Origin of the sequence: Metallumcola ferriviriculae (assembly GCF_035573695.1) — a bacterium.
Lineage (GTDB): Bacteria > Bacillota > JADQBR01 > JADQBR01 > JADQBR01 > Metallumcola > Metallumcola ferriviriculae.
The window spans coordinates 2,810,304-2,833,992 of the sequence record NZ_CP121694.1 but is presented as its reverse complement, the minus strand read 5'-3'; the positions used below and the strand labels follow the sequence as shown (position 1 = coordinate 2,833,992).

At 43.6% G+C, this 23,689-nt stretch carries 18 protein-coding genes and 1 pseudogene; 16 read left to right on the top strand and 3 right to left on the bottom strand.

Annotated elements, in window-relative coordinates; all coding sequences use genetic code 11:
• The first annotated feature begins 83 nt into the window (after positions 1–83).
• The 8 genes from MFMK1_RS13965 to MFMK1_RS13930 all read left to right on the top strand — a co-directional run bounded on the left by MFMK1_RS13965 (position 84) and on the right by MFMK1_RS13930 (position 11,855).
• Positions 84–587 (top strand): TRAP transporter small permease, encoded by a 504-nt coding sequence (locus tag MFMK1_RS13965; protein WP_366922305.1) that lies wholly within the window; start codon positions 84–86, stop codon positions 585–587.
• Positions 587–2,002 carry a TRAP transporter large permease gene (locus tag MFMK1_RS13960; RefSeq protein ID WP_366922304.1) on the top strand — a complete coding sequence of 472 codons (1,416 nt, stop codon included), beginning with the start codon at positions 587–589 and terminating at the stop codon, positions 2,000–2,002. The genes MFMK1_RS13965 and MFMK1_RS13960 overlap by 1 nt, the downstream gene beginning before the upstream one ends.
• Before the next feature lie 486 nt (positions 2,003–2,488).
• Positions 2,489–3,814, top strand: a complete 1,326-nt coding sequence (gene gabT, locus MFMK1_RS13955) for a 4-aminobutyrate--2-oxoglutarate transaminase (protein WP_366922303.1) — start codon at positions 2,489–2,491, stop codon at positions 3,812–3,814.
• 193 nt (positions 3,815–4,007) lie between these two features.
• Positions 4,008–5,417 (top strand): APC family permease, encoded by a 1,410-nt coding sequence (locus MFMK1_RS13950; protein WP_366922302.1) that lies wholly within the window; start codon positions 4,008–4,010, stop codon positions 5,415–5,417.
• 113 nt (positions 5,418–5,530) lie between these two features.
• Positions 5,531–7,435, top strand: a complete 1,905-nt coding sequence (locus MFMK1_RS13945; RefSeq protein ID WP_366922301.1) for a sigma 54-interacting transcriptional regulator — start codon at positions 5,531–5,533, stop codon at positions 7,433–7,435.
• 60 nt (positions 7,436–7,495) lie between these two features.
• The gene (locus MFMK1_RS13940) at positions 7,496–9,256 is read left to right on the top strand and encodes an aldehyde ferredoxin oxidoreductase family protein (RefSeq protein ID WP_366922300.1); all 1,761 of its coding nucleotides are present in this window, start codon (positions 7,496–7,498) and stop codon (positions 9,254–9,256) included.
• A 476-nt stretch (positions 9,257–9,732) separates the two neighbouring features.
• Positions 9,733–11,028: a Glu/Leu/Phe/Val family dehydrogenase gene (locus tag MFMK1_RS13935; RefSeq protein ID WP_366922299.1), complete on the top strand. Its 1,296-nt coding sequence runs from the start codon at positions 9,733–9,735 to the stop codon at positions 11,026–11,028.
• A 353-nt stretch (positions 11,029–11,381) separates the two neighbouring features.
• Positions 11,382–11,855 carry a pyridoxamine 5'-phosphate oxidase family protein gene (locus tag MFMK1_RS13930; RefSeq protein ID WP_366922298.1) on the top strand — a complete coding sequence of 158 codons (474 nt, stop codon included), beginning with the start codon at positions 11,382–11,384 and terminating at the stop codon, positions 11,853–11,855.
• 126 nt (positions 11,856–11,981) lie between these two features.
• Here MFMK1_RS13930 and MFMK1_RS13925 read toward each other — a convergent pair whose 3' ends face one another.
• From MFMK1_RS13925 to MFMK1_RS13915, 3 genes and pseudogenes are all read right to left on the bottom strand, one after another.
• Positions 11,982–13,055: a sigma-54 interaction domain-containing protein gene (locus MFMK1_RS13925; RefSeq protein ID WP_366922297.1), complete on the bottom strand. Its 1,074-nt coding sequence runs from the start codon at positions 13,053–13,055 to the stop codon at positions 11,982–11,984.
• A gap of 12 nt (positions 13,056–13,067) precedes the next feature.
• Positions 13,068–13,304, bottom strand: a pseudogene (locus tag MFMK1_RS13920) (transcriptional regulator); the annotation flags it as partial.
• 284 nt (positions 13,305–13,588) lie between these two features.
• Positions 13,589–15,208 (bottom strand): transposase, encoded by a 1,620-nt coding sequence (locus MFMK1_RS13915; RefSeq protein ID WP_366922135.1) that lies wholly within the window; start codon positions 15,206–15,208, stop codon positions 13,589–13,591.
• Positions 15,209–15,610: 402 nt separating this feature from the next.
• On the opposite strand from MFMK1_RS13915, the gene MFMK1_RS13910 reads away from it, so the two are divergent.
• From MFMK1_RS13910 to MFMK1_RS13875, 8 genes are read left to right on the top strand one after another with little or no spacing between them, the layout of a single operon-like run.
• Positions 15,611–16,810 (top strand): ABC transporter substrate-binding protein, encoded by a 1,200-nt coding sequence (locus MFMK1_RS13910; RefSeq protein WP_366922296.1) that lies wholly within the window; start codon positions 15,611–15,613, stop codon positions 16,808–16,810.
• A 59-nt stretch (positions 16,811–16,869) separates the two neighbouring features.
• Positions 16,870–17,754: a branched-chain amino acid ABC transporter permease gene (locus MFMK1_RS13905; RefSeq protein WP_366922295.1), complete on the top strand. Its 885-nt coding sequence runs from the start codon at positions 16,870–16,872 to the stop codon at positions 17,752–17,754.
• Positions 17,755–18,750, top strand: coding sequence for a branched-chain amino acid ABC transporter permease (locus MFMK1_RS13900; RefSeq protein ID WP_366922294.1), 996 nt, complete (start codon positions 17,755–17,757; stop codon positions 18,748–18,750).
• Positions 18,725–19,501 (top strand): ABC transporter ATP-binding protein, encoded by a 777-nt coding sequence (locus MFMK1_RS13895; RefSeq protein ID WP_366922293.1) that lies wholly within the window; start codon positions 18,725–18,727, stop codon positions 19,499–19,501. The genes MFMK1_RS13900 and MFMK1_RS13895 overlap by 26 nt, the downstream gene beginning before the upstream one ends.
• Positions 19,494–20,195: an ABC transporter ATP-binding protein gene (locus MFMK1_RS13890; RefSeq protein WP_366922292.1), complete on the top strand. Its 702-nt coding sequence runs from the start codon at positions 19,494–19,496 to the stop codon at positions 20,193–20,195. The genes MFMK1_RS13895 and MFMK1_RS13890 overlap by 8 nt, the downstream gene beginning before the upstream one ends.
• A gap of 40 nt (positions 20,196–20,235) precedes the next feature.
• Positions 20,236–21,078, top strand: coding sequence for a carbon-nitrogen hydrolase family protein (locus MFMK1_RS13885; protein WP_366922291.1), 843 nt, complete (start codon positions 20,236–20,238; stop codon positions 21,076–21,078).
• Positions 21,079–21,110: 32 nt separating this feature from the next.
• Positions 21,111–22,388, top strand: a complete 1,278-nt coding sequence (locus tag MFMK1_RS13880) for a Zn-dependent hydrolase (RefSeq protein WP_366922290.1) — start codon at positions 21,111–21,113, stop codon at positions 22,386–22,388.
• Positions 22,372–23,661: an ArgE/DapE family deacylase gene (locus tag MFMK1_RS13875; protein WP_366922289.1), complete on the top strand. Its 1,290-nt coding sequence runs from the start codon at positions 22,372–22,374 to the stop codon at positions 23,659–23,661. The genes MFMK1_RS13880 and MFMK1_RS13875 overlap by 17 nt, the downstream gene beginning before the upstream one ends.
• The last annotated feature ends 28 nt before the right edge of the window (positions 23,662–23,689 follow it).

Here is a 23,689-nt window from a genome sequence, read left to right as displayed (position 1 = left end):
GGGCTTCTTATTTGAGAGGCCCCTTTTTTAAAAAAAACTTACGCTGCTGGTCGGGTGTATTTGGTAGAAAGAGAGGTGACGTTATGGCGCTTTTTGACAAAATACTCAGCAGGATAGAAGAATTTCTGGTAGCAATTGCCCTGGGAGTTGCCACAGCCATTACATTTATTGAAACAGTCTTACGTTATGTATTTGAAACCAGTTTGGGTTCTTCTTACGAGGTCACCATTTATTTATTGATTTTTGTTGGCTTCATTGGTGCGTCTATCGGTGTAAGGGATAAGGTGCATATCGGTGTGGACATTTTGGTGGAAAAGTTCCCTTATGGAGTACAAAAGGTGGTAAGCACCACTACTTTATTGATTAGTGCGTTCTTTTGTTTAATCGTTGCTTATTTAGGTGTAAAGCAGGTGGGTGTCATTGCCGCATTTGGTCAGGTCACCCCGGAAATGGAAATTCCCTTGACCATTCCCATTTCCATCATACCCATTGGTTTTTCGCTGATGACCTTACGATTTCTTCAGGAAGCAGTTAAAGTGATAAAGACCCCGACAGAAGAAATGGGTAAGAAAGCGGGTGGGCACTGATGGATTTAACCCTGGATAAACAATTAGAACATCAGAATATGCCCGGTCAGGGCAAACCCGGTTCCCCTGCGGGACGGATAATATCGCTAATTTTTGTTGGTATCTGCGTATTTGGCGTTATTTATGCAATGCAGACCGGTAATATGGGTCTGGCAGTTTTCGCCATGTTATTTGCTTGTTTGCTCTTGGGTATGCCTATTGCGGTTTCTCTAGGTATTGCGTCGTTATTCTCTATTTACTTTTTTACCACAGATCCGCTGCCTAACATGGCGCAGAAGATATTTTCCGGCTTAGACACTTTTCCCTTGATGGCCATTCCCTTTTTCGTGCTGGCTGGTAATATTTTCACTACCGGCGGTGTTGCCAAAAGGTTGATTAAACTGACTAATACCTGGGTGGGCCATATTCCCGGCGGGTTGTCCATTGCGGGAATCTTTGCCTGTGCCTTATTTGCAGCAATTTCCGGGTCATCACCAGCCACTGTGGTTGCCATCGGCGGCATCATGATCCCGGCCATGATTGACCACGGCTATGATAAAGACTACGCAGTCGGTTCTATTTCGACTGCCGGCTCATTGGGAATTTTGATACCACCAAGCATTCCCATGATAGTTTACGGGGTTACTGTGGACCAATCCGTTGGTAAATTGTTCTTGGCAGGTATTGTGCCTGGTATTATGTTGGCGGTGCTGTTATCTGTTGTCAGTTTCTATATTGCTCGCAAAAAAAACTTTCAGCGCTCTGAGAAGGCCTCATCCCAGGAACGGATGACAGCGTTGAAGGATTCCATCTGGAGCTTATCCTTACCTATCATCGTCATCGGCGGTATCTATAGCGGGGTATTTACCCCTACTGAATCCGCTGCCGTGGCCGTAATGCTGGGACTGATAGTCGGCCTATTTATCCATAAGGACCTCAAGATTAAAGACTTCGGTAAGACTTTAGTTGAGGCGGCTAAAACTACATCAATGCTATTCTTTATTATCAGTATGGCCATGCTGTTTGCGCATATCCTGACTTTGGAACGGATTCCTCACGCAATTGCCGAGCTGATAGTAGCCTGGAACGTGGGACCAATGATATTCCTCTTAATCGTTAACGTATTGTTGTTCGTTGCCGGGCAGTTTATGGAACCTACGGCCATGATTACCATTTTGGCGCCCATTCTCTACCCGGTGGCCATGAAATTGGGTATTGACCCCATTCACTTCGGTATCGTCATGGTGGTAAATATGGAAGTCGGTATGATTACACCGCCCGTGGGGCTAAACCTCTATGTGGCCAGCGGCTTGACGGGTATGCCGCTATTAACGGTGACCCGAGCGGCGCTGCCGTGGCTTTTAGCGGTCATAGTCGGTCTGGCATTGGTCACCTATGTACCGGGAATCAGCCTATTTTTGCTTAACCTCCTATAATAAATATACTTTCTTGCCCCGAGTTAACCTCGGGGTTCTTTTTTGCTCGAATAACCGCGAGCACGTTTGTTAAAATGCCCTGGCGCATTAATTAAATGCGTCAGGGCAGTAATCTATTTTCCGCTTGCAGATTCTAAATGTTTGAATATTGTATACATTGCGTTAGCTCTGTTATGCTCCGTTTTGCTCCTTGACTTACCCACTAATATTTTATGGCAGGCAGCGTTGGCGCTGGCACTATTATTGCACTTATAGTGGGTGACCTTTTATATTTTATATAATATTATAAATATTCAAACGAGGGGAGTGAAAAGTGATTACCTTAATGCGCCGAAGGCGATGAGATCGATTTTCTTAATAAATATATAAGAAATTATAGGCCTGGGATAATTTCCTATATATGTGGGTATTTAATGCCGCAAGGCATGAACTTTTGTCAATATATTGATTATTCGAAACAAAATTTCGAAGGAGGATTGATGAATAATGTCGAAAATAGTCACAGAAGTGCCGGGGCCTAGATCACAGGAATTAATGAAATTACGTCAGGAATTTGTCGCAAGGGGTCCGGGAAATGTAACTCCAGTATTTATTGAAAAGGGCAAGGGCGCAGTAATAACCGATGTTGACGGAAACGAATTTATCGATTTTGCTGCCGGCATTGGGGTTCTAAATGTAGGTCATTGTCCTGACGAAGTGGTCAATGTCGTCAAGGAACAGGCAGAGAAGTTTCTTCATTCTTGTTTTCACGTTAACATGTATGAGCCATATATCAAGCTGGCTCAAAAACTTGCGGAAATCACCCCGGGGGATTTTGCCAAGAAGACGATGATGGCCAATAGCGGTGCTGAAGCCGTGGAAAACGCCGTCAAGATAGCTCGCAAATATACCGGACGGATGGGCCTGATTTCCTTAGAGTCAGCATTTCACGGTCGTACCTTAATGACGATGTCCCTAACTAGCAAAGTCAAACCTTATAAATTTGGTTTTGGGCCTTTCGCACCGGAAACCTATAAAATTCCGTCAGCCAACTGTTATCGGTGTTCCTTTAATTCTACTTATCCCGAGTGCGGTTTGCACTGCGTGGAACACCTGGAACGCTTTTTTGTGGCTGAATTCCCCGCTGAGCACGTGGCTGCTCTTATTGCTGAGCCGGTCCAAGGGGAAGGCGGCTTCATCGTACCGCCTAAAGAGTTTATCCAAGGCATTAAGAAAATTTGTGAAAAGAACGATATTCTTTACATTTCTGACGAGGTACAAGCGGGCTTTGGTCGTACCGGCAGCATGTTTGCCATTGAGCACTTCGGAGTGGAACCGGATTTGATTACCATGTCCAAATCCCTCGCCAGCGGCATGCCGCTCAGTGCAGTGACCGGTCGGGCAGAAGTGATGGACGCACCGGCACCTGGCGAAATTGGCGGTACCTTCGGCGGTAATCCGCTATCATGCGTAGCCGCATTGGAAGTTATCAAGAAGATAGAACGGGAGAAACTTATACAGCGTTCAACTGCAATTGGTGAACGCATGATGGGGCGCCTAAGACAGATGCAGGAAAAATACCCGGCTATTGGTGATGTTCGGGGTCTCGGAGCGATGGTGGCCATTGAATTGGTTAAGGACCGTGCCACTAAGGAACCGGACAAAGAGCTCACCGGTAAGATTGCTCAGACCTGCTATGAAAACGGCTTAATTACCATGACTGCCGGTATTTATGGCAACGTAATTCGCTTCCTTACGCCGCTGGTGATTACTGACGACCAAGTGGATGAAGGATTGGATATTCTGGAAAAAGCTTTTCAGATAAACGCCTAAAGGTTAATGCAGTAGCTGGCGGCTAAATCGTCCGCACAAGATATTTTGCATTTTGCAGCTGGCTAGGCAGGGGGTGGTTAGCCACCCCCGATGCCGGGCTCAAGTAAGCAAACCGGCACTGCATTTGTAAAAATATTCTAAATAGATAGACATAGACAGATAAGAAATTCATCATTTGAGGAGGTTGGTAGATTTGCATGAAAATGATAACCAATTAGTAAGGGTGTTGTCTCGTAAAGATGTTTTGGTGCTTGCTTTCGGTGCTATGATTGGCTGGGGTTGGGTGGTACTGGCTGGTACTTGGGTTAAAACTGCTGGTTCAGTGGGTGCAATGATTGCTTTTGCCATCGGCGGACTAATGGTGGCTCTAGTAGGATTGACTTACTCTGAACTAACCGCAGCAATGCCATTTGTCGGGGGGGAGCATGTCTTCACCTTCCGCGGCTTGGGTGCTAACTGGTCTTTTGTGGCTACCTGGGCGATTATTCTGGGTTACGTTTCGGTGGTAGCATTCGAAGCGGTGGCCCTGCCAACGGTAGTAGATTACTTGGTTCCGAATTATCAAAAAGTATTTTTGTGGAACATTGCCGGCTGGGACGTATATCTGACCTGGGCATTAGTTGGTGTAGCCGGATCATTATTAATGACTTATGTTAATTATATCGGTGTTAAGATGGCTGCCTTTGTTCAGTTGGTGTTTACTTTAATTATCGGAGTAGTAGGCCTTTTGTTCATTACCGGTGGTTTCGTTAACGGCAGTACAGCCCATATGCAGCCACTGCTGTTTGGCGGCGCCAAAGGAATTTTCGCCGTGGTAATAATGACACCTTTTATGTTCGTGGGTTTTGATGTTATTCCCCAGGCAGCAGAAGAAATTGACCTGCCATATAATATGATTGGTAAACTGTTAATTTTATCGGTAATATTAGCTGCTGCTTGGTATATCCTGATTATCCTTGGCGTATCTAGGGCACTGACCGCTTCTCAGCTGGCAGAAACCAGTTTGGCTACTGCTGATTCCATGGCCGCAGTCTTTGGTTCGCCGTTTTGGGGCAAGATTATGGTGCTTGGCGGTATTGGCGGTATTCTTACCAGTTGGAACGCCTTTTATGTGGGCGGCAGCCGGGCTATCTATGCCATGGCTGAAGCCAAGATGCTGCCCGGTTTCTTGGGCAAACTGCATCCTAAGTTTAAGACGCCCACTAATGCCATATTGATGATTGGTCTTCTTTCTTCAATAGCGCCATTTTTCGGGCGTAAGATGTTGGTCTGGCTTGTTGATGCAGGCGGATTGAGTATTGTACTGGCATACCTTTTGGTATCCGTGTCCTTCCTTGTCTTGAGATATAAGGAACCTGAAATGGAGCGCCCCTTCACGGTATCTTACGGTAAGGTGGTAGGAGTAGGTGCGTCGCTTCTTTCTTTAATGTTTGTACTGCTATATTTGCCGGGAATGCCAGCAGCCCTGGTGTGGCCATATGAATGGGCTATCGCCGGTGGTTGGGCACTGGTGGGACTGATTTTCTGGGTTCGTGCCCGAAGCAGCTACGGTAAGACAGCCACCCGTGATATAATGGTTGAAAAATTAAAATTAGATTGCTAGTAATAGTCTAGTAATAGTAATTAGTTAAACATTTAGCCGATAATTATTGCCTAGCCGCATTATTTGGGAGTTCTATACTCCCACTTCTCTTTGCTAGTTGGATGCGTTGGCGCATGGATAATAAATTAAGTGTGCATTTGTCCTTCAAATGCGCAGCGGCGCCTAGATTGGAAAAATGGCAGCAACGGCTTCGGCTGACGATTAAATGCAGTCAAGCATTCGGATGGGAATATCGGGGCAGAGAGGCCCGTGACAGGAGGCAAAAAATGCAGCAGGCACTACTAGACTCCATTCATAACGGCATACTGATGATTGATACCCAGGGTCGGATAAAATACCTTAATCTAACCGCGCAGCACCTTCTGGGCATAGATCGAGAAGGTGTGGTAGGCTGTCGCATTGATGAAGTGCTGCCGGACAGCGATTTGATTCAGGTTCTGGCCACCCGGGAGTCTCAAGTGAGCCAGGAACAGGTAATAGATAATCGAACTCTGGTGGTAAATCGAACCCCGGTTTATGATGGCGCTGGCAAAATAGCCGGTGCAGTGTCGGTATTTCAAGATATCACCGATTTGGAGTCTTTATCCCAGGAACTGACGCAGGTCAGGTCTTTAAAAAATGAGCTGGAAGCAGTATTTGATGCCTCGTATGATGAGATTTTTGTTACCGATGGTCGGGGATACACTACCCGCATTAATAAGATGGGAGAAAGCTATTACGGCGTCAAAACCGAAGAGATGGTGGGCAAAAATGTTGGTGATTTGGAAAAACAGGGTTATTTCAGCCCCTCCGTTGTCAGCATGGTTTTGAAGGAAAAGCGGCGTATCACTATCCCTCAAAAGACCAAAGCCGGCAAACAGTTGATAGTTACCGCAAACCCGGTCTTTGATGATAATGGGGAGATTATCCGGGTGGTGGTCAATTCCCGGGATGTCACCGAGCTCACTAATCTGCGGCAGAAGCTTCAGGATACCGAGCGGCTGGCGGAAACCTACCGCAATCAGATAATCCAGATGAAGGACAAACAAAACCGTTCTCTGACAGTGGTAGCTGAAAGCGAGCAGATGAAGCAGATACTGGAGTTGATCAGCCGAGTTGCCCATGTAGAATCTACTGTGCTGCTCATGGGCGAATCAGGCGTGGGTAAAGGAGTGGTGGCCAAACGCATTCACGACATGAGCCCGCGCATTGAGGGACCGTTTATTACCATCAACTGTGGCGCTATTCCGGAAAATCTGTTGGAGTCAGAACTTTTTGGTTATGAGCCTGGTGCTTTTACCGGGGCACGGAAAGAAGGAAAAAAAGGCTTGATCGAGATGGCCAACGGTGGCACCTTGCTTCTTGATGAGGTAGCAGAGCTGCCGCTCAACCTGCAGGTAAAGCTGCTGCGGGTTATCCAGGAAAGAGAAGTAATGCGGGTAGGTGCTGCCGACGGCATTTCTGTGGATATCCGCCTCATTGCCGCGACCAATCGAGATATCCAAAAGATGGTCAAAGAGGGAACCTTTCGGGAAGACCTTTATTATCGATTAAATGTTATCCCGGTAGTGATACCGCCCCTGCGCCACCGGCGTAAGGACATTCCGCCTCTGATTCATCATTTCTTGGCCCGGTTTAACGCCAAGTATGAAATTAATAAGAAATTGTCTCCGGAAGCACTGGAACTGATGACCAACTGCCAGTGGAAAGGAAATGTCCGGGAAGTGGAGAACATCATTGAGCGATTGGTGGTAACTATCGATGCCGGCACCATCGAGCCCCAGCACCTGCCCGATTACATTATCAACACCAGCACCAGCGTCAGCAACCGGGTATATCTTTTAGACATTTGTTCCCTGAAGGAAGCCACAGAAGAACTGGAGCGCCAGTTAATAACCAAGACATTCGACCGATACAACAATACTTACAAGATGGCGGAAATACTTGATGTCAATCAGTCCACTGTGGTGAGGAAAATGAAAAAATATATCGGCAAAGAAAAAAGAACTCGGGGCCGTCGCCCCAACCAAATAACTTGACAAAATGGTGTCAGGCACCTTTTTGTCAAGTTATTGAAAAAATTGTGAAGGAGGCATACTGTGAAAGGTTTTTATCAAAGGCTGCTGCGAATAAATGTCACTGACCAGTCGTTTAAAATAGAAGAAATCCCCGAAGAGGTGTTACAGCGCTTCCTCGGTGGAAAGGGATTGGGGAGCTACCTATTATTGAAGAATGTTCCCGCCAAGTGTGACCCCTTAGGTACGGAGAATAAGCTGATATTTACCACCGGACCTGCGTGTGATACAGGGCTGCTTGGGGCTGCCCGCTATGGTGTTTTCAGCAAATCACCTCTAACCGGCGGCTACGCTGAGTCCTACGGTGGCGGTAAGTTGGGGCCTGCTCTTAAGCGTACCGGTTATGATGCGGTGATTATTGAAGGAGAGAGTGTCACACCGATATATCTCGAAATCTCGGACCAGGACATTAAGTTTCATCCCGCAGAAGACCTGTGGGGGAAGGATACCTACGCCACCGAAGATGCCTTAAAAGAAACTGCCCCTCAGGGAGCAGAAACTGTGGTTATCGGTCCTGCCGGCGAGAATCTGGTGCGTTTTGCCTGTCTTGAAAATAACTATTGGCGTTCTGCCGGGCGTACCGGAATGGGTGCAGTGCTTGGCAGCAAGAAGGTAAAAGGCATCGTATTTTTCGGCAGCAGTAAGGCGCCCATTGCCGATGAGAACCTTCTTAAAGAAGCCATTAAGGATATCCGGGATAAAACAAAGGATAATGCCGGTGTCGATGCCTACCGTAATTACGGCACGCCGGTGATGGTCGCGGCCTTAAACAATGCGCAGGCTTTTCCCACTAAATATTGGTCCAAGGGAACCCTGGATAACTGGGAAGCGATTAGCGGTGATGCATATAAGGATAACTTCGAATTTAAACCCAAAGCCTGTCCTCACTGTCCTATGGCTTGTGGTAAGAAAACCACGGTAAAGGAAGGAAGACATAAGGGGTTAACCGTGGAAGGACCTGAATACGAAACTATTTACTCTTTTGGCGGTCTATGCACTATTGATGATCCGGCAGAAATCCTATACTTTAACGACATTTGCGACCGGTTGGGTATGGATACAATTACTGGCGGCAACATGGTCGCCATGGCTATTGATGCTTCCCGGCGGGGCTTGATAGAGGAAAAGTTAGAGTTTGGCAATGCCGATCAGGTAGCGAAGATGCTTATGGACATTGCTGGCCGAAATGGGTTAGGTGATGTTTTAGCGGACGGCATCAAGGTCGCAGCTCCGAAATTAGGGATGGCGGAGCGGGCGATTCACGTCAAGGGCTTGGAACCAGCCGGTTACGATCCCAGAGTGCTTAAAGGAGTGGGCTTAGGGTATGCTACTTCCGCCCGAGGTGCATGCCATCTTAGGGCGACATTCTATAAGCCTGAATTGGCCGGCATGATTGACCGCGATACAACCGATGGTAAGGCGGATTTATATATCCAGTTTGAAAATCGCCTCACCGTATTTAATACCATGATTTACTGCACATTCTTCCGTGATTTGATCCAGTGGGAAAACCTGCAGAAGATGATTAAGGCAGTAACCGGAGTGGAATACAGCGTTGAGGAACTTGAAAACATGGGTAATGAAGTAGTCAGCTTAACCCGCCGCTTTAACCTTGATTGCGGTTTTACCAAATCAGATGACACTTTACCTAAGCGATTCTTCGATGAACCATTGGAACCCCACGGAAAAACCATTACCCGTGAGGCTCTGGACACTATGCTGGACGATTACTACAACATCCGTAACTGGGATGAGCAGGGTGTCCCCAAGGATTTCACTGTTTAAAATTGCTACCATCCTCCATAAAATTTTAATAGATTTTATGGATTTTGCCGGGCTTTGCGCCCGGCTTTTTTTATCAGAAAATATAAGTTTTGGTAATCAGGTGTTACTTATTGGTGTCTGACACCAATAAGTAACAAGCAAAGGCAATAAAGTTTCAGACTCCGCAAAAGACCTGAGGGGAATAGATAATAAGATGTACAAACGCATGAAAGGCGAGTGGAGGCTGCATTAATTACTAGGAGGTTGAGACTAAGGATAACAGCGGGCTGCCATATAAATAAGCAAACAAAAAGATGCACAGGAGCATTTTGAAACAAAGCTGCTAAAAGTTGAATACAGAATACGGTGCACACAAACCCTTTAATCCCAAGGGTTTGTGTTAATTTTCGAAATTTTTGATAACTTGGCACAGACTTTGCGATTATATTTATTAAACCTCTACAAAGAGGAAATTTGTTTAAAGGAGTGGTAATAACATGAATAAACAGTTGAACAGTTACCAAATAGCGCAAGAGCAAATAGGGTTGGCAGTTAAAACTTTGGGTTTATCTTCTACGGTGCTGGATATCTTACGCCAACCGGTGCGGGAACTTACGGTGGCCGTACCGGTAGAGATGGATGACGGTAGTGTTAAAGTGTTTACCGGTTACCGCGTGCAGCATAACTATGCTTTGGGACCTCTTAAAGGCGGCATTCGCTTTCATCCTGGCGTTACTCTGGATGAAGTCAGGGCGTTAGCATTGTGGATGACTTTTAAATGTGCCGTACTAGGTCTGCCCTACGGCGGTGCCAAAGGCGGGGTAATCTGTAATCCGAAGGAAATGTCTGATCGGGAGATACAGCGGCTTAGTCGGGAGTACATTCGAGCAGTATCCCCTATCCTGGGAGCAGAAAAAGACGTGCCTGCCCCGGATGTTTATACTAACGCTCAGGTAATGGCCTGGATGATGGATGAGTTCTCCAAATACAAGGGACATAATGAATTCGGAGTTATCACCGGTAAGCCTTTAATTGTGGGCGGGTCTGCCGGGCGCAATGAGGCTACTGCCAGAGGGTGCAGCTTTACAGTACGTGAGGCGGCAAAAGCTATTGGTCTCGACCTAAAAGATGCTACCGTTGCAGTGCAGGGTTATGGCAACGCAGGCAGTATTGTGGCTGAATTGCTTCAGGACTTGGGCTGCAAGATCGTTGCAGTAGTTGACTCTACAGGCGGGGCATACAGTTCTAAAGGACTTAACACCCAAAAGTTAGAGGAATATAAAAAGGAAACCGGAAGCGTCGCACATTATCCCGGCAGCAGACATATTACCAACGCTGAGTTATTAACAATGCCTTGTGACATCCTGATCCCTGCTGCTCTGGAAAACCAGATTACTGAAGAAATTGCTCCCAAGGTTAAGGCGAAAATAATCGGCGAGGCGGCCAATGGTCCCACCACTCCCGGCGCAGACAGAATACTTACCAATAAAGGTGTGCTGGTTCTGCCTGATATATTAGCTAATGCCGGTGGTGTGACCGTGTCATACTTTGAATGGGTACAAAATAATATGGGTTATTACTGGACCGAAGAAGAGGTGAATGGTAAGTTAGAAGCCATGATGGTACGCGCTTTTGACGAGGTATATCAGATGTACAGAAGTCGAAAAGATATCGACATGCGTACCGCCGCTTACATGGTGGCCATTGCCCGTGTCAGTGAGGCTATGCGAGTGCGCGGCTGGTTGGGAGAAGCGCCCAAAGTGGAGAAAGAGCGTAAGATTAGCTTGGCCTAGAGGAAAAATTTAGCAATTCAATAGGTATTAATATTGCCTGAACGCTAAACTTTGGTTAAAAAGCATACGGATAGCAATGCTGCCGCTGGATATTTTTTGAGGAGATTGTAAAAAAAGCTAATTATGTAATTTCCTCATCTGTTAAAGCCAGTTGGTTTAGAAAATTTTAAATTTAAATATGGCCGGATTTTGCTGGCCTCTTTTTTTCCTAGATGCCTGTAGGATACTGTAGAAATGGCATATAACTTGCAAGAGCTTAAAAGGGTAGGTGGATGGCGCAGCTATTGCCAAGAAAAGCAAACTGCGTCTTATTCAACCAACCATTATATTCGTAATGTAAAGGAGGTGAAACAATGGTTTTTGTACCAATGCGCAGACAGGATAAAGAAATGTCAAATGAAAAGGCGCAATTATTATTGATGAAAGGTTTAGTAGGCCGTTTAGGGACCTACGGGAGGAATGGCTATCCTTTGATTACGCCCCTGCATTATTATTTTGATAAAAATAAGATTATTCTTCATTCCGCCTTAAAAGGTAATAAGCTGGACAACATAGAAAACCATGCCCAGGTGTGTTTTGAAGTAGATATTGTGGAAGAAATCAAAGAAGCGGAAGAACCTTGTAATTACACCACGCGTTATGCCAGTGTAATGGTGTTTGGGCATGCAGAAGTTATATTAGATGAAGAAAAAAAACAGCATTTCTTAACGCTGTTGGCTGAAAAGTACAGTAAAAAGCCAGTTGACCGGTTGCTAAAAGAAAAGGTAAAAAAATCTGCGGTCATAGTAATTAACATTGAGCATATTTCTGGGAAAGGTCATTTGTAATCCGGCTCCGATAATTGTAAAAACGTTTCCTGAATTTTTAGTGGAAACGTTTTTTTCTTTATCTTTGATAGGCCAACAAAAGAGGTAATCACGTTTGGCGAGTTTATCTTTGTGATATCGGCAGTATTACTTTGACAAACCATATTTCTTTAAACGTCTCATCAGTGACGATTGTGTAATTCCCAGTGCTTTTGCAGTTTTTCTTGTAGTCTTATATGTGAGATATGCATTTTCAATCGTCTTTCTTTCTAACTGTTCCAAGATTTCCGGTAAGGTTTCGCCTTTTTTTAATTCAATATTAACAGCTTCTTGTTCCCTGTTCTGAAATTTTTCAGGGAGGTCATAGGCTGATATTTCTTCATTCAGGGAAGTAATTACTAAACGCTCTACTAAATTTTCTAGTTCGCGGATATTACCGGGCCAATCATAGTTGTATAGAATATCCAATACTTCAGGTTTGAATTTTCTTTTTTGCCCATAATGACTGTTAAATTTTTTTAAGTAATGATAAAGCAGGGGGAAAATATCGTCTTTCCGTTCACATAAAGGAGGTACTTTTATTGATAAAACATCTAAACGGTAAAACAGGTCTGAACGGAATGCACCTGCTTTAATCATATCGGTAAGGTCTCGGTTGGTAGTGGCAATTACTCGAACGTCCGCTGAGCATACTTTGGTGTCCCCAACCGGAAGATAGGTCTTGTCCTGGAGAAATTGTAATAATTTTACCTGGAGAGAAAGAGGCAGTTCACCGATTTCATCTAGAAGAAGGGTGCCTTTATCCGCCATAGCCACTAATCCGGTTTTGCCTGTGCTGTTTGCGCCGGTGAAAGCCCCTTTTTTATAACCGAATAACTCCGATTCTATTAAAGGTTCGGGAAGTGCGCCGCAATTCACGTGAACAAAAGCTTCATTATGGCGTTCGCTTAACTGATGTATGTACTTAGCAATATTATTTTTACCTACACCGGTCTCCCCGGTAATTAAAACCGTAGTATCAACGGCAGAGACTCTTTTAATTAAGTCTATTAAGGTAGAATATTCGCGGCTTTTACCAATAAAGGGATTGGCCTCGTCAGCTTGGTTACTTGTTAATTTCATATTACGAATTTCTTGGGCGTAACGCTTCAACAAAATTTCTGTTTTTTCTAATTGGGAAGTGGTTCTTACCGCTTCAGTAATATCTCGCGAATGCGCCATAATCAGTTTTATTTTTCCGTTTCTATCGTTGATCAAATGACCGGTAACCAGAAAATTAAGGCCATTTAGAGTTTGAATAGTTGTGACTGTTTTCCCGGCTTCTAATGCCAGGCGGGTGGCAGAGGGGTTAAAAACGCCTTTCGCTTCTAATTCTTTAACATTTTTTCCAATTAGCTCTGATTTAGGCCTGCCTATTAAATTTTGACTAGCATTATTAATCCAAAGAGTATTTCCTTCACTGTCGGATATGTATATTGCATCAGAAATATTGTTTAGAATGTCATTAAAGAAATCTAGGTTTAGGTTTTGAAGTGTCGAAAAAATGAGAAGCCCCCCTAAAAATAGCTATTTTCATAAAATTTTTATTATTAATTATATGATTCCCCTGCTGAAAGGGAGTGATTACCCCCTATTAACCCCTTGGGAGAATTTAAAATAAGCTCATTTTTTGTTTAGTTACCTCAAAGCCGGATTTTTTCAGGTATATGATGTACATATACATCAATAAATCCTTGTTTTCACTGTGTTTTGCTCTACATTGGACACACCACTTCCCTGCCTTTTGGTTTAGGCTTATTCATTGCTCGGGAAAATTGTTTGAAGTTATGACCAATTACCTTGAGGCCAATTTGTAACTGACATTTGATCAGGCCTCTTACTCTAAGTTTGTTAGCACCTTGGCCCCTTTTAATTGCAGAGTTGGTACCCTCTATGGCAGCCCTTTTACTGGTGTTTTCACGTCGTATTTCCTTTTTTGAAATTTCTTGGCGGGTGTTGGCTGCTAGTATTGCTTTTTTACTGGCTCTCAGTACCATTGATTTTTTCTGCGGCTTTACGGGACAATGCTCTCTTATGGGGCAATAAAGGCATTCTGACTTCTCAAAATGGGTCGTTGTACTTTTAGATTTCTTACTATAGTCGCTTCGAAGTGGTATTTTACCTGCAGGACATTTTTCCACCTCATGTTCTTCATTGAAGTTGAAGTTTGTCAGAGGTAATTTGTTACTGGTACTTTTCCTGCCGGTCATGTCTGTAAAATGCAGTTTGACTTCTGCTTCATCAGCTTTGTTAATTGTTTCTTCGCCGTAATAGCCGCCATCTACGTAGAGGTCAGTAACATCAGTATTTTTCTTGATAGTATCTACACGTTTTCGTGCCAGTTCTGTATCGCTTTTTATATTGACATCCAGATCGTAATCTGTAATTAGCTGCACCGGATTATCTTTCGAACATGTTTCAGCTAGATTAACAACATAGCCTTGGTTCGTCTTACCGTTTTTATTTCTAAAGGTAGCGTCCGTATCATGGGCAGACTGCATGGATGCGGAAGAAATTTCTTTATTATCTTCGGGCACCCAGACTTTCTTTTCTGTATCATAATGTGCTTGTTCATTGAGAAAACGAGCTAACAGTTTGATTTCCTCTTTTGAAGTTAGTTGTTTTGCTTTAGCGAGGTCATAAATTTCTGTACAAAGTATGAGTACTGTCTCAAGCTTGGCATTTATCTTACTGGCCTTGGTTTTAAACAGCAGTTTGGTCTTGAAGGAAGGCTCCAGTACTTCTTTTAGTGAGTTGCTTAAATGTTTTTGAGGTATTGCTTTCACGGCTTTTTCTAAAAAATCATAAGCAAGGGATAACCTTCCAGCTCTTTTAATATTAGGGGTAACATAGGTTGAGTCCATTCTTTGTTCGTCTGTTTTAATATTGGCTTTATCGATGAAATGCCGAGTTAAGATTTCAAACTGCTTAAACATGATTTCTTCTTCATCGGGGTGTTCCTTAACGTAGTTGACGAGGCGTTCTCTAAATTCATACAGGGTGCGTTCAGCAAAGTATATTTCGCCAATATTTTTGATACCTAAAGCGTAGATTACCTGATAATTGAAATAGAATTGTTCTAAGATTTCTTCATCTGTGTAGTCGAACATATTCTTTATTAATTCCAATGATAAAAGGATATTTACCGGGAAATTAGGCCTGCCGTTATCAAAACAGTAAAGTGGAGCAAACACTTCTTCATCTATTTTACAAAAGACATGCTCATAAAAAATCGGTGCCCAGGTATCTTTCAGCATTTTAGCTATTTTAGGGTTCATGGTTTGATAGTGACTGAACAATTCTTCCTGCAAATGACCATCGTTTTTTCTAAACATTCTTTGCACGCCCCTTCGCCTCAAGTGTAGACCTACCAATGGTTTCTACCATTATTACTTCGACGCGAAGGGGGTAAAATCTTCCTTTTTAAGACCTTTTTTTAGGGGTTTTTGCAGGGGAATCATTATATTTAAAGATATCAGATAATTCAAATAAAGTCTACATTTTTGATGCGATGTTGGTTAAAGAGACGGATAGTACAAAAATAACGCGCAATTATAAGGACAAGTTGGTGCGTCGAAATCGCATCGAAGTGTATCGAAGTCGACTCAAGAATTCAAAATGACTCAAATTATTCTAAAAATAGTGATTAAAAAGCTATATTACAGGGAAAATTACCTTACTCAAATGGCACGGGTATTGCATCTCTTATAGGTATAACATTAAGGAGGCGATATATTGTGAAGAAAAAGTTTGTTATTTTGTTGTCCGTGATTTTTTTAGTGGGTGTGTTTTTGACAGGTTGTGGTAGTCAAGCAGGTGAAGGGACTGGCCAAGAAACGGGTCAAGAAACAGGGTCCAATGAGACGGCCGATACCATCACTATTGGTGGAATTTTTCCGTTGACCTCTGGGTCCGCATATCAGGGGCAGAGTTTTAAGCGGGGTATTTCCATGGCAATAGATGAGGTAAATGGTGACGGAGGTGTCAACGGTGCGGAGCTTAAAATAATATTTGAAGACGATAAAAGTATTCCTACCGAGGGCGTAAACGCTGCAGAAAAATTGATCACTCAAGATAACGTGTCTGCAATACTTGCCAACTTCAATTCGTCAGTGACATTGGCGGTCCGTGCGGTTACCGAAAGAGAAAAAGTGGTTCAGCTGACACCGGGCTCCACAGCAGACAGCATTACCGAGCCGGGGCATCCTTATATGTTTCGTAACTTAATGCCTAACAGCTTCCAAGGACCTCAACTTGCCAAATTTGTCACAAAGAAACTGAATTTAAAAAATGTTGCGATTATCGCCGAAAACACAGATTATGGTCGCTCCGGGGCCGAACAGTATAAAGAGACAGCTGAAGGATTGGGCGCCAATATCATGGCTGTTGAATATTATAACCACGGTGATAAAGATTTCTATGCCCAGCTGACCAAATTTAAGAATTTAAATCCTGATGCAGTGTTTATTGCGGGCTTAATCACTGAAGGTGCTCAGATATTGAAACAGGCTCGGGATTTAGGCCTGGAAACTCAATGGCTCGGATTGGGTGGTTTCACTAATGATAAGTTCGCAGAACTGGCTGAAGGGGCTGCAGAAGGAATGATTCACGTTAGTTATTTTGAACCTGGGGCATACGAATATTTTCCTGAGTCAAAAGAATTTGTAGAAAATTACAACGAAAAATATGGAATGAATCCTGATATGTATGCAGCTAATGGTTATGAAGCAGCGAAAATTCTGGCTGAAGCAATTAGAATGGCTGGTAGTGGTGAAAGGGAGAAAATCCGTGAAGCTATGACTCAAATTAAGGACTTGCCGGGTATTTGTGGTCCTACTACTTTTGATGAAAACGGCCAGGCCTCAAAAGGCTTGTTATTTGTAAGAATTGAAGATGGGAAACGTGTTCCCATTGGGTCTGAGAAGGATACAAAGTAAAGTCAAACAGTTCTATCCCTGGGCAAATCCCCAGGGATAGAACTGTAGCATTTTTGGAGGTGAGTAGCATTAGCGAGTTCTTACAACAAACCGTCAATGGACTGGTGATGGGAAGCAGTTACGTATTGACAGCATTTGGATTAACCATGATACTAGGCATGCTTGACATGATAAATTTTGCCCATGGTGAGTTACTAATGATGGGGGCTTTTGTTGCCGTTTCTTTGGTAATCGGTTTAAATCTTCCCTACTTGGTGGTAATACCCATCGCTATAGTAATTGTGAGCATCCTGGGTGTTATTATGGAAAGGCTTGCCTTCAGGCCTCTAGAAAATTCTGACCGGGTAAATTTATTAGTCAGTTCCCTGGGGGTTTCCATTCTGTTGCAAAACGGAGTCCAGTTAATCTGGGGTCCTGACCCCAGGAATTTACCTTCGCCGTTTGCTAACACCCAATTTACATTTGCCGGAGCCGTATTGAGCGGGCACAGACTTTTTGTGGTAGTGGTTTCTCTGGTGCTGATTGGAATTTTGTATTATGTAATTCAACGAACCAAACTAGGTATTGCCATGCGTTCTTGTGCATTTGATATGGAAACGGCAAAACTTATGGGAATTAAGGCCAGAACCATTATTGTCATGACATTTGCCATTGGTTCCGGGCTTGGAGCTGCCGCGGGCATCCTGTTGGCACCGATATTTAGTGTCTATCCAACCATGGGAGTTGCCGCAACGGTTAAGGCTTTCGTTGTAGTGCTGTTAGGGGGTATTGGTAACGTTACGGGGGCTATAGCCGGAGGCTTCACCTTGGGCCTAGTGGAGACCTATGCCGCTGGATACTGGTCATCTGAGTACAAGGATGTAGTTGCCTTTCTGATTATGATCCTCGTTCTTTTGTTTAAGCCTGAAGGGCTTTTTGGAAAAAACGTACAGGAGAAGGTATAAATGAAAAAAAAATGGCTTCTAATTATATGCGCGATACTCTTTTTCATATTTCCCTTTATAATTCACAATAACTATTTTGTTCATATCATGATAATGGCGGGTATTAACGTAATACTTGTTCTTAGCCTCAATCTGATATCGGGCTTCGTTGGTCAGATTTCACTAGGCCACGCAGCGTTTTTTGGTATTGGTGCCTATGCTTCAGCCTTGCTGGCTTTACGGGGGGTGCCGGTTTGGTTAAGCATGGCAGCGTCTATTCCGGTGGCAGCCGTATTTGGGGTATTGGTTGGATATCCAGTCCTTCGTTTAAGAGGCCACTTTTTTGCTATTGCCACCCTTGGTTTTGGCGAGATAGTGCATTTGGTACTTAATAACTGGATTGATTTAACGCATGGACCCATGGGTTTAAGTGGCATTCCACGCCCGGAGAAAATTTTTGTCCTAGACTTTAGTAGCAAAATCCATTATTACATTATGATTTTATTTTTTGTGATTGTGACAATATATTTCTCTCAAAGGTTGATCAATTCAAAAGTCGGTCGTGCCCTAGTGGCCATACGTACCGATGAAGTAACCGCCACGGCCATGGGTGTTGATGTTACGTATTATAAGATGCTAGCTTTTACTTGGAGTGCTGCTTTAGCAGGTTTTGCCGGCGCAAATTATGCGCATTTTGTACTGTTTTTAAGCCCGGAAACATTTAAATTAGCAGGATCTATTAATATTTTGTTGATGCTGCTTATCGGTGGCATCGGCAGCATATCCGGCGCTGTCATTGGTGGGCTGTTTATTACAGTTTTATCGGAATATTTGCGGGCATTTGCTGAATACCAAATGTTTATTTACGGTGTTCTGATTGTTGTGGTTGTTGTTTTCGCGCCTAAAGGCTTAAGTGGTTTAATTGTTGATGTGGCTAGAAAAGTAAACTTGACTGGAGCAAAAAAGGACCACAAGGAAGGAGCGAAAACTCATGAGCCAGCCAATACTGCAGACTAAGGAATTGTCCATTCATTTTGGTGGTGTTATGGCGCTTAACAAGGTTTCTTTAAGCATAAAAAATGGACAAATTTTCGGTCTAATCGGCCCAAATGGTGCAGGTAAAACAACAATGTTTAACCTACTGACCGGAATATACAAACCGACCAACGGTACCATTCATTTTAAAGGGAAGGATATTACATCCTTGAAAGCCCATCAGATTACCACTTTAGGGATATCCCGTACTTTTCAAAACATACGTCTTCTAAAAGGACATACGGTTTTTGAAAATATTTTTCTGGCAACACATTACCAATTAAAATACGGGCTTTTTGCATCTTTTTTCCTTTCTAAAAGTTTTTGCTCTCAAGAAGTCAGAGCTCGGCAATTTACTAATAAATTAATTGAAGAGTATAAACTGTCAGATTTGCGGGATGAAGAGGCAAGCGATTTACCTCAGGGATTAAAGCGTAAAGTGGAGATAGTGAGGGCTCTCGCTACTGGTGCAGAGTTAATTTTTCTGGATGAACCAGCGGCGGGATTGAATCCCGTAGAAACGGCCGAATTGATGAAGCTGATTAAGAACCTACAATGCCAAGACAAAACGATCTTCTTAATAGAACATGATATGAAATTGGTTAAGGGAATTTGCGACGAGATTGCGGTGCTGCATTTTGGACAGCTACTGGACCAGGGGCCTTACGATAAAGTGACAAAAAATCCAAAGGTAATTCAAGCATACCTGGGACGGAGGTATGAGAATGCTTAAAGTAACAGATCTGCAAGTGAGTTATGGGCATGTTCACGCATTAAAAGGTATTTCCTTAGAAGTAAAACAGGGTGAAATAGTGACATTAATAGGGGCGAACGGTGCAGGCAAATCGACCCTTCTCAGGACAATTTCCGGACTAATCCGCCCTAGCCATGGGTCAATTACCTTTGAAGAAGAAGAAGTAGACCGGTTGTCTCCGGATACGGTGGTTAACCGGGGATTGGTGCAAGTCCCCGAAGGAAGAAAAATTTTTTCAAATATGACAGTGGCAGAGAATTTGAAAGTTGGAGCATATCAGAGAAAAGATAAGGAACAGGTTAAGGAAGATCTAGAAGAAGTTTATTCTCTATTTCCCATTTTGAAGGACCGTCTTGACCAAATGGCCGGGACTTTATCTGGTGGGGAACAACAAATGTTGGCTTTAAGCAGAGGCTTACTATCGAAACCAAAATTGATGATGCTTGATGAACCGTCCCTAGGATTGGCACCGGTTTTGGTGGACACGGTGTTTGACGTTATAGAAAAAGTTCGTGATAAAGGTATTACCATTTTACTCATTGAGCAGAATGCGCACCTTGCTTTGGAAACAGCCGAACGGGCGTATGTACTGGAAACAGGGAAAATAGTTTTGTCTGGCGATTCCAAAACATTATTAAACGACCAGGCAGTTATAGAAGCTTATTTAGGGTAAAGTCATATTTATGGAATTTATTTAAACAAGGAGGGATAGCATGCTGGTAAAAGTGGCGTCGGTCCAAATGAATCCCAAAATATTTGCGGCAGACGAAAATATTGATAAGACAGTGGTGCTGGCCAATGAAGCTATAACAAAAGGTGCAAACCTAGTGGTGTTTCCTGAATGCTCCTTAACGGGGTATTGTTATGAAAGTGAAAATGAAGCAACCAGTGCAGCCATATCAGCTGATGGTGAGTCGCTAGAAAAAATTGTTGATTTAGCGAAAAGTGCCCATGTTTGGATTGTAGTGGGCATGGTTGAAAAAGATGCCGGTAATATTTTTAATTCGTTTGTTGTAATTGGACCTAAAGGAGTTGAAGCAAAATATAGAAAATCTCATCTGTCAAATTTGGGCGTCGACAATTTTGTTTTACCGGGTAACGAACCATTTACAGTGATAGAGACCCCAGTGGGTAAACTCGGACCGCTAGTTTGCTATGATGTCCGTTTTCCCGAACACGCTCGGGTGCTTGCGTTGGAGGGTGCCGAAATACTTGTTCACATCACTAACTTGCCTATCACCGCCAGTGCCCAGGTGGATTATTTACTTCCTACCCGGGCTAATGAAAATAGGGCCTACGTAGTGTCTTCTGACCGGATTGGCGAAGAAAGAGGATTTAAGTTTCTTGGCAGAAGCAGTATATTTGGTGTTCATGGTGAGATATTGGCTCAAGCCAATGATAAGGACGAAACTATCATTTTCGCAGAACTGGATTTAGACATTGCTCGAAAGAAACAGGTGTATTACCCGCCGGCTCCTGGTAAACCTGTAGAACACATTAATGATTTGTTTGGGCGTAGGAGGCCAGAGCTATATAATCGCTTAATTGAAAAATAAAACAGGCTTTGTTTTAGATTGGAGTTGACAATATGGACATGAATGAGTTACTTACCATTAATCTCCCCCGCCTGCAGGCAATGATTGATGTCAGTTCTAAGATTGGTGCGTTGGCTGATGGTGGTTTATGCCGGTTGGCATTATCTAATGAGGACAAGGCTATGCGAGATATTTTCGTTAACTGGCTGCAGGATGCTGGTCTAACAGTAAGGGTAGATGACTTTGGCAATATTTACGGCCGGAGAAAAGGAAAAAAGCCCGGAGCAGCTCCTGTGATGATTGGTTCCCATTTAGACACCCAGCCGGCTGGAGGAAAGTTTGATGGTATCTTAGGGGTACTTGCAGGGTTAGAAGTTGTTCATGTATTAAACGATCATCACATTGAAACGGAACATCCCATAGAAATAGTTAGCTTTACTAATGAGGAGGGAGCTCGGTTTCAACCGCCTATGTTAGGTTCTGGTGGTATAGCCGGAGTTTTTGAGAAAGATTTTATCTTAGGTCGAAAGGATAAAGAAGGCAGGCGTTTTGATGAGGAATTAAAGAGGGTGGGATATTTCGGTTCCGCCGAGGATCGCCCAAAAGATATTCACCGTTACTTAGAGCTGCATATAGAACAAGGACCGGTACTGGAAAAGGAAAACTTTCCTGTGGCAGCGGTTGAGGGCATTAGTGGCATGACCTGGATAGAGGTTACTGTCACCGGTGAATCTAACCATGCCGGCCCCACTCCGATGGTTATGCGTAGGGACGCTTTGGTTGTTACAGCCAAGATGATATCTGTGATTAATCAATTGGTCAGAGTGCTGGACGAGGATTTGACCGCAACTACAGGTCAAATCAAGATTTCCCCCAACGTTATTAACTGTATTCCCAGCACAGCGGTTTTTTCAGTGGATGTTCGGCATCCCCAAGACAGTGTTAGGGGAAAGGCGATTAGCATGATTCAGGAAAAGATTGCTACTATTGCCGCTAGCGGGGGCGTGACTGTAAGTACTAACGTGATTTGGGACATTGCTGCAACCCAGTTTTCCCAAGAAATCATTAGTTATGTTTACGCAGGGTCTACTGCTCATGGTTATCCTGTTCGTTCTATGATAAGCGGGGCAGGGCATGATGCTAAGTACATGAATGACATTGTTCCATCGGCGATGATTTTTGTACCCAGTGTAAAAGGAAGAAGCCATTGCCAAGAAGAGTTTACACGATGGGAAGATATTGAAAAAGGTGTAAACGTATTACTGTACACAGTTCAGGCCTTAGCACAAAAGACAGAGGAAAGGGTGGATTATCATGCAGATGGGTCCTGACGGTTCCCTAGAACAGGTATTAAAGAAAATAGAAGAACTTTGGGATGAGGAAGTAGCTTTTCTTCAGGACATAGGCAGGTACCCAAGTACTTTGGGTAACGAAGGAGCTGTCCAGGAATTTATTGCCAGCTACTTCGAAAACAATTTGGAAATCGAAACTGATAAATTTGTTCCCGACATTGACAAAATCTCAATGTTAGACGGCTTCTCACATGTTGAATGGTCTTATCAGGATAGGCCGGTTGTTGTGGGGCGTTGGAGAAATCAAGGCCCGCAAATCGGAAAAAGTTTGATTCTTCAGGGACATATTGACGTTGTTAGTCCTGAACCCCTATCATTCTGGAAGTACGACCCGTGGGGCTCCACTATTGTTGGCAATAAAATGTATGGTCGGGGGATTCAGGATATGAAATCTGGTATCGCGGCCATGGTTTTTGCGCTGAAGGCTATTAAAGAATTGGGGTTAAATCCTGGAGCAGATATTCTGATGAAGACAGTTATCGAAGAGGAGTGTACCGGTAACGGAACATTGGCAGCCATTGATAGAGGTTATGTAGCAGACGGGGCACTTATACCCGAGCCTTTTGGACTTACTGCTTTGCAGGCACAGGTAGGAGTCATTTGGGTAAGGGTGAAAGTTAAGGGCGCTGGAGCCCATGTGGAACGCGCGGATCGGGCGGTTAATGCTATTGAAAAAGCGTATGTCCTTATAAATGCACTGGCGGAGTATAGACAGCACATTAATAGTCGGCTCAAACCGTTCAATTTTACAAAACACGCCCACCCGCTAAATGTGAATGTAGGAGTCATTAAATCTGGCGATTGGCCTTCAAACGTTCCGGCTGAATGTACTTTTGAAGCTCGTATTGGCTTTTACCCAGGAACAGATTACCGGGAAATTCAAAATGAAGTAAAAGACTGGCTGATGGCTGCCGCAAAAAATGACCAATGGCTCCGGGAAGTAGAACCAGAAATTAGCTTTTACGGTTTTGAAGCAGAAGGAGTCAGTTTGGATAATAATATTGACCTTTTTAAAGTATTAGAACAGGCGCATCAGCAAACTACTGGTACAGATTTAAAATACATCTCTACTACCTGTACCACGGATATTAGGCATTATAACTTATACTATGGAATCCCGGCCACATGTTACGGGCCTGTTGGGGGTAACATGCATGGAGCCGATGAGTGGGTAGACTTAGATAGCGTAAAAAAAGTGACCCAAACTTATGCTGCATTTATCCTGAAATGGTGTGGTGTTAATAGAAGCTAAACTGAAAATGCTACCAACCTACCTTAGG

Excerpts from the sequence above, each read along its gene's own strand:
- MFMK1_RS13945 (WP_366922301.1), top strand. The coding sequence starts at position 5,531 with ATGGATAATAAATTAAGTGTGCATTTGTCCTTCAAATGCGCAGCGGCG.
- MFMK1_RS13935 (WP_366922299.1), top strand. The coding sequence starts at position 9,733 with ATGAATAAACAGTTGAACAGTTACCAAATAGCGCAAGAGCAAATAGGG.
- MFMK1_RS13880 (WP_366922290.1), top strand. The coding sequence starts at position 21,111 with ATGGACATGAATGAGTTACTTACCATTAATCTCCCCCGCCTGCAGGCA.
- MFMK1_RS13960 (WP_366922304.1), top strand. The coding sequence starts at position 587 with ATGGATTTAACCCTGGATAAACAATTAGAACATCAGAATATGCCCGGT.
- MFMK1_RS13915 (WP_366922135.1), bottom strand. The coding sequence starts at position 15,208 with ATGTTTAGAAAAAACGATGGTCATTTGCAGGAAGAATTGTTCAGTCAC.
- MFMK1_RS13930 (WP_366922298.1), top strand. The coding sequence starts at position 11,382 with ATGGTTTTTGTACCAATGCGCAGACAGGATAAAGAAATGTCAAATGAA.
- MFMK1_RS13890 (WP_366922292.1), top strand. The coding sequence starts at position 19,494 with ATGCTTAAAGTAACAGATCTGCAAGTGAGTTATGGGCATGTTCACGCA.
- MFMK1_RS13885 (WP_366922291.1), top strand. The coding sequence starts at position 20,236 with ATGCTGGTAAAAGTGGCGTCGGTCCAAATGAATCCCAAAATATTTGCG.
- MFMK1_RS13875 (WP_366922289.1), top strand. The coding sequence starts at position 22,372 with ATGCAGATGGGTCCTGACGGTTCCCTAGAACAGGTATTAAAGAAAATA.
- MFMK1_RS13895 (WP_366922293.1), top strand. The coding sequence starts at position 18,725 with ATGAGCCAGCCAATACTGCAGACTAAGGAATTGTCCATTCATTTTGGT.
- MFMK1_RS13925 (WP_366922297.1), bottom strand. The coding sequence starts at position 13,055 with ATGGCGCATTCGCGAGATATTACTGAAGCGGTAAGAACCACTTCCCAA.
- gabT (WP_366922303.1), top strand. The coding sequence starts at position 2,489 with ATGTCGAAAATAGTCACAGAAGTGCCGGGGCCTAGATCACAGGAATTA.
- MFMK1_RS13900 (WP_366922294.1), top strand. The coding sequence starts at position 17,755 with ATGAAAAAAAAATGGCTTCTAATTATATGCGCGATACTCTTTTTCATA.
- MFMK1_RS13965 (WP_366922305.1), top strand. The coding sequence starts at position 84 with ATGGCGCTTTTTGACAAAATACTCAGCAGGATAGAAGAATTTCTGGTA.